Genomic DNA, 6,535 nt, shown 5'->3' with positions numbered 1-6,535 from the left:
CCCGCTGGGCCCCCGGACGCCGGATGGTCAACGCCTACGGCCCGACCGAGACGACCGTGTGCGCGACCATGAGCGACCCGCTCTCCCCGGCACCCGGCGTGCCGCCGATCGGCCGGCCGATCGCCAACGCCCGGGTGTACGTGCTGGACGACCGGCTGCGGCCGGTGCCGACCGGCGTCACCGGGGAGCTGTACGTCGCGGGTGCGGGCCTGGCACGCGGCTACCTGAACCGGCCCGGCCTGACGGCCGGACGGTTCGTCGCCTGCCCGTTCGTACCGGGCGAGCGCATGTACCGCACCGGCGACCTGGTGCGCCGCCGGGTCGACGGCCAGCTGGAGTACGCCGGCCGAGCCGACGACCAGGTGAAGGTCCGTGGCTTCCGGGTCGAGCCCGGCGAGGTCGAGGCCGCGCTGGCCGAGCACCCCGCCGTCGCCCGGGCCGCCGTCGTGGCCCAGGACGACCGGCTCGTCGGCTATGTCGTCCCGCGCCAGGACGCGGCCCGGGACGACGGGCTGGAAGCGGACCACGTCGGCGAGTGGCAGGACATCTACGACGCCCTGCCCATCGCCCCCGAGGAAGCGGCCTTCGGCCACAACTTCGTCGGCTGGAACAGCAGTTACGACTCCGGCCCGATCCCGGTCGAGCAGATGCGGGAGTGGCGGGACGCCACCGTGGCCCGCATCCTGGCCCTGCGCCCGCGCCGGGTGCTGGAAGTCGGTGTCGGTACCGGCCTGTTGCTCTCGCAGGTCGCGCCCCACTGCGAGACCTACTGGGCGACCGACTTCTCCGCCACCGCGATCGACGCCCTGACGGCCCAAGTGGCGGGCGAGGAAGGGCTGACCGGGCGCGTGGTGCTCCAGACCCGTCCGGCGCACGACACCGAAGGGCTGCCCGTCGGGGAGTTCGACACCATCGTGATCAACTCGGTGGTGCAGTACTTCCCGTCCGCCGACTACCTCGCCGACGTGATCGGAAAGCTGACGGGGCTGCTCGCCCCCGGCGGAGCGCTCTTCATCGGCGACGTCCGCAACCTGCGGCTGCTGCGCCCGCTGGCCACCGCCGTCGCTCTGCACAGGACCGGCGACGGCACCGACGCCGAGGCCCTGCGCCGCGCGGTGGAGCAGGCCGTCAGGGTGGAGAAGGAGCTCCTGGTCGACCCGGACTTCTTCACCGCGCTGCGGACCCACGGCACGGACATCGGCGCGGTGGCCGTGGACGTCAAGCGCGGCCTGCACCACAACGAACTCTCCCGTTACCGCTACGACGTGACGCTGCACGGCACACCGGCCGCCCCACAGGCACCGGGCCGGTCCGTCGAGCTGGCGTGGGGGCGGCAGATCACCGCGCCGGCCGAACTGCGTGAACTGCTCGCCCAGCAGCACGCCCCCGACCTGCTGCGGCTCACCGGGGTGCCGAACCGCCGTGTGGTGCGGGAAGCCGCCCTGGCCAGGGCGGTGCAGGACGGGGACGCCCGGCCCGCGGAGCTGATGGAACGACTGCGTGCCCCCGAGGAGACCCCCGAGGAGAGCGGCGTCCCCGACCCGGAGGAGTTCCACGCCCTCGGGCGGGAGCTCGGCCGAGTCGTCGCGGTCACCTGGTCGGCGACCGCGACCGACGCCCTGGACGTCGTCTTCGCCGACCCGGGCACCCTCCACGGCTCCCCGGTCGAGGCGTACCGGCCGGCCGGGGACACCGGCAGGGCGCTGTCGTCGCTGACCAACCGCCCGACCGGCAGCCGGGGGACCGGCGCCCTCCTGGGCGAACTCCGCGACTGGCTGCGCGGGCGGCTGCCCGACTACCTGGTCCCCTCGGCGTTCGTGGCGCTGGACACGCTGCCGTTGACGGGCAGCGGCAAGCTCGACCGCCGCGCACTGCCCGCCCCCGACCTCGGCGCCGCCGTGGCCGGACGGGCGCCGCGCACCCCGCAGGAGCAACTCCTCGCCGAACTCTTCGCCGAGGTGCTCGGGCTGGCACAGGTCGGGGTCGAGGACAGCTTCTTCGACCTCGGCGGGCACTCGCTGCTGGCGACCCGGCTGGCCTCCCGGGTCCGCGCGACCCTCGGCGCCGAGCTGGAGGTGCGGACCCTGTTCGAGACCCCGACCGTGGCCGCGCTGGCGGCCCGGCTGGACGGATCCGGAGCAGCGCGGCCCGCGCTGACCGCCCGCCCCCGCCCCGAGCGGGTCGAGCTCTCCTTCGCCCAGCGCCGCCTGTGGTTCCTGCACCGGATGGACGGGCCGAGCGCCACGTACAACATGCCGCTCGCGCTGAGCCTGACCGGCGACCTCGACCGCTCCGCCCTGCGCGCCGCGCTCGCCGACGTGATCGGCCGGCACGAGAGCCTGCGGACCGTCTTCCGCGAGACCGACGGAGTCCCGTACCAGGTCGTGCTGAGCACCGAGCGGGCGCAGCCGGCGCTCCCGGTGACCGAACTCGACGAGAGCCGGCTGGCCGAGGCCCTGGCGGACGGGGCACGGCACGGGTTCGACCTGGCCGAGGACCTGCCGGTCCGGGCCGAGCTGTACGCGCTCGCCCCCGACCGGCACGTACTCCTCGTCGTGGTGCACCACATCGCCGCGGACGGCTGGTCGATGGGACCGCTCTCCGGCGACCTGGCGACGGCCTACGCGGCGCACTGCCGGGGCGAGGAGCCTACGTGGTCCCCGCTGCCGGTGCAGTACGCCGACTACACCCGCTGGCAGCGCGACCTGCTCGGCGACGCCGACGACCCGGACAGCCTGTTCGCCCGGCAACTCGGCTACTGGAAGGAGGAGCTGGCGGGCATCCCGCAGCAGGTGCAGCTGCCCGCCGACCGGCCCCGGCCGCCGGTGGCCTCCCAGCGGGGCGACCGGGTCGTGGTCCGGCTCGACCCCGAACTGCACCAGGCCCTGCGCGACCTGGCCGGCGCCCGCGGCGCCAGCATGTTCATGGTGCTGCAAGCCGGTCTCGCCGCCCTGCTCACCCGGCTCGGTGCCGGTACGGACATCCCGGTCGGCAGCCCGATCGCCGGCCGGACCGACCAGGCGCTCGACGAGCTCGTCGGCTTCTTCGTCAACACCCTGGTGCTGCGCACCGACACCTCGGGCGACCCCGGCTTCGCCGACCTGCTCGGCCGGGTGCGGCAGAAGGCGCTCACCGCGTACGACCACCAGGACGTGCCGTTCGAGTACCTGGTCGAGGTGGCCAATCCGGTCCGGTCGCTGGCCCATCACCCGCTGTTCCAGGTCATGCTGGCCCTGCAGAACGCGCCGCTCGGCGAGTTCGCGCTGCCGGGGCTGGAGACGGGACACGTGGCGGCCCCGACCGGGACCGCACGCGTCGACCTGACGTTCAGCCTGGCCGAGCGGTTCCGCCAGGACGGCCGCGCCGACGGACTGATCGGCGCGGTGGAGTACGCCACCGACCTCTTCGACGCGTCCACCGTGGAGCTGCTGTTCGAGCGCTGGGCCCGCCTGCTGCGCGCGGCGGTCGCCGACCCGGACCGCCCGATCAGCCGGATCGACCTCATGTCCGACGAGGAACGCCACCGGCTGCTGTACGAGGTCAACGACACGGCCGCGGAGCTGCCCTCGGCCTCGGTGCCGGAGCTCTTCGCCCGCCAGGTGCGGGCCACCCCGGACGCGGTGGCGGTCGTGGCGGGCGGAACCGAGCTGACCTACGCGGAACTCGACCTGCGGGCCGACCACGTGGCGAGCGCGCTGATCCGCCAGGGCGTACGGCCCGAGACGCCGGTCGCGGTCCTGCTGGACCGCTCGGCGGAGCTGGTCGTGGCGATCCTGGCGATCATCAAGGCCGGCGGCGCCTACGTACCGCTGGACTCGCGCTTCCCCTCCTCCCGGATCGACCTGATCCTGCGGGAGAGCGGAGCGACCGTCGTACTCACCGAGGAGGTGCTCACCGCCCTGGTGCAGTCCGCTCCGGCGCCGTCCGTAGGAGACCGCCCGTACGGAGTCGAGGTGCCGTGCCGGGAGGACCAGGTGGCGTACATCATGTACACCTCCGGTTCGACCGGGCGGCCGAAGGGCGTGGCCGTCACCCACCGGGACGTGGTGGGCCTCGCGCTGAGCCCCGAGTGGCGCGGCGGCGGACACGAGCGGGTGCTGATGCACTCCCCGACCGCCTTCGACCTCTCGACCTACGAACTCTGGGTCCCGCTGCTGAACGGCGGCCGGATCGTGGTCGCGCCGCCCGAGCGGATCGACCTCGACCTGCTGCACCACACGATCACCACGCACGGGGTGACCGGGCTGTGGCTGACCGCCGGACTGTTCCGGCTGGTCGCCGAGGAACGTCCGGGTCTGCTCGCCGGGGTGCGCGAGGTGTGGACCGGCGGCGACGTGGTCTCCCCGGCCGCCGCCGCCCGGGTCCTCACGGCCTGCCCCGGCATCGAGGTGGTCAACGGCTACGGCCCCACCGAGGCCACCACCCTGGCCACCTGCCACCGGGTACGCGAACTCCCCGAGCACGCCGCGACCGTGCCGATCGGCCCGCCGATGGCGAACATGCGCACCTACGTGCTCGACGACCGGCTGCGGCCGGTGCCGACGGGCATGGTCGGTGAGCTGTACCTCGCGGGAACGGGCGTGGCCCGCGGCTACTTCGGCCGGGCCGGCCTCACGGCGGAGCGCTTCACCGCCGACCCGTACGGCCCGCCCGGGAGCCGCATGTACCGCACCGGCGACCTCGCCTGGTGGCTCCCCGACGGCACGCTGGAGTTCGCCGGACGCGTCGACCACCAGGTCAAGCTGCGCGGACTGCGGATCGAGCCCGGAGAGATCGAGGCGGTACTGGCGGGCTGCGCGGGCGTCGCCCAGGCGGCCGTGGTCGCCCGTGAGGACCGGCCGGGGGACAAGCGGCTGGTCGCCTACCTGGTGGCCGCACCTGAGGGTGCGCCCGAAAGCGCGGACCTGGCCGGCCGACTGCGCCGGGAACTCCCCGACTACATGGTGCCGGCGGCGTTCGTCACCGTGGAGGCGCTGCCACTGACCGCCAACGGCAAACTCGACCGGGCCGCCCTGCCCGCCCCCGACTACGGGGCGCCGGCCGCCGGGCGCGGACCGCGGACCCCGCAGGAGCAACTCCTGTGCGGCCTCTTCGCCGAAGTCCTCGGCCGGGACCAGGTCGGCATCGACGAGGGCTTCTTCGACCTGGGCGGTCACTCGCTGCTGGCCGCGCGGCTGGCCTCCCGGGTCCGCGAGACCCTCGGCCTGGAGCTGGGCCTGCGCCTGCTGTTCGAGGCGCCCACCGTGGCCGGACTCACCGAACGCCTGGCCATGAACGATCCGGAAGACGCCCTGGACGTGCTGCTGCCCCTGCGCTCGACCGGGACGGAACCCGCGCTGTTCTGCGTCCACCCCGGCGGCGGCATCAGCTGGTCGTACAGCGGGCTGCTGAACCACCTCGGCCCGCAGCACCCGGTCTACGCGCTCCAGGCACGCGGCCTCGGCCGGCCCGAGCCGCTGCCCACGTCCTACGAGGAGATGGCGTCCGACTACGCCGACCACGTCCAGAAGATCCAGCCGCAGGGCCCCTATCTGCTGCTCGGCTGGTCCGCGGGCGGGCTGATCGCCCACGCGCTGGCCTGCGAACTCCAGGCCCGCGGCGAGCGGACCGCACTGCTGGCGATCCTCGACGCGTACCCGGTGAAGGACGTGCGGTTCGAGGAGGAGCCGGTGCCCACCGTGCGCGACGTGCTCGTCGGAGTGCTCGACGTGGACCCGGACGAGCTGGGCGACCGGGACATCACCTACGCCGAGGTCGCCGAGGTACTGAACCGGCGGGGCAGCGCCCTGGCCGGGCTGAACGAGCGGCAGGTCGAGGTGATCGTCCAGATCATGATCAACAACGCGAAGCTGGCGGTCGACTTCGTGCCCGGCACGTACGACGGGGACCTGCTGCTCTTCAACTCCACGATCGGCCGGGGCGACGACGACGCCGGCCCGGAGGTCTGGCGCCCGTACATCGGGGGCCGGATCGAATCGCACGAGATCACCACCCGGCACGACCAGATGACCCAGGCGGGATCGCTGGCCCAGATCGGCCCGATCCTGGCCGCCCGGATCGCCGGAGCGACCACCGCTTCCCGAGGCGCCTGACCACGGCTTCCGGAGGCACGGGGCAACCGCCGCCTCCGGAACCACCCGGGCGTCCGCGATGCCGTCGCCACCGCGGACGCCCGGTGACACCACCCTTTCCCGGCACCACCCTTTCCCCTCAGGAGGACCGACACATGACCAACCCCTTCGACGACCAGGACGGCACCTTCCTCGTCCTCGTCAACGACGAGAACCAGCACTCCCTCTGGCCACGGTTCGCGGACGTGCCCGAGGGGTGGACCGTCACCCACGGCCCCGACACCCACGCCGCCTGCCTGGCCCACGTCGAGGAGTCCTGGACCGACATGCGGCCCAAGAGCCTCGCCGACGCCATGGACGCCCGGCGGTAGTGGCCGACATGACCTCGACCGAAACCGTGGACGGGGCCCGGCCACGCGGTCGTCCGTTCACGGGTACGCCGAAATCCCGAGGGCCACCCGGCC

Annotated in this window: 2 protein-coding genes; both read left to right on the top strand. The window is 73.8% G+C overall.

The window, feature by feature from the left end; genetic code table 11:
• Positions 1-6,092, top strand: a 6,092-nt coding sequence (locus ACWD3D_RS31725; RefSeq protein WP_451464192.1) for an amino acid adenylation domain-containing protein, incomplete at its 5' end; no start/stop codon positions are given.
• 134 nt (positions 6,093-6,226) lie between these two features.
• Positions 6,227-6,442, top strand: coding sequence for an MbtH family protein (locus tag ACWD3D_RS31720; RefSeq protein WP_451464191.1), 216 nt, complete (start codon positions 6,227-6,229; stop codon positions 6,440-6,442).
• The last annotated feature ends 93 nt before the right edge of the window (positions 6,443-6,535 follow it).

The organism is Streptomyces sp. NPDC002690, assembly GCF_053592415.1.
The sequence above is the reverse complement of the archived record's forward strand: the minus strand, read 5'-3'. Positions and strand labels throughout refer to the sequence as shown.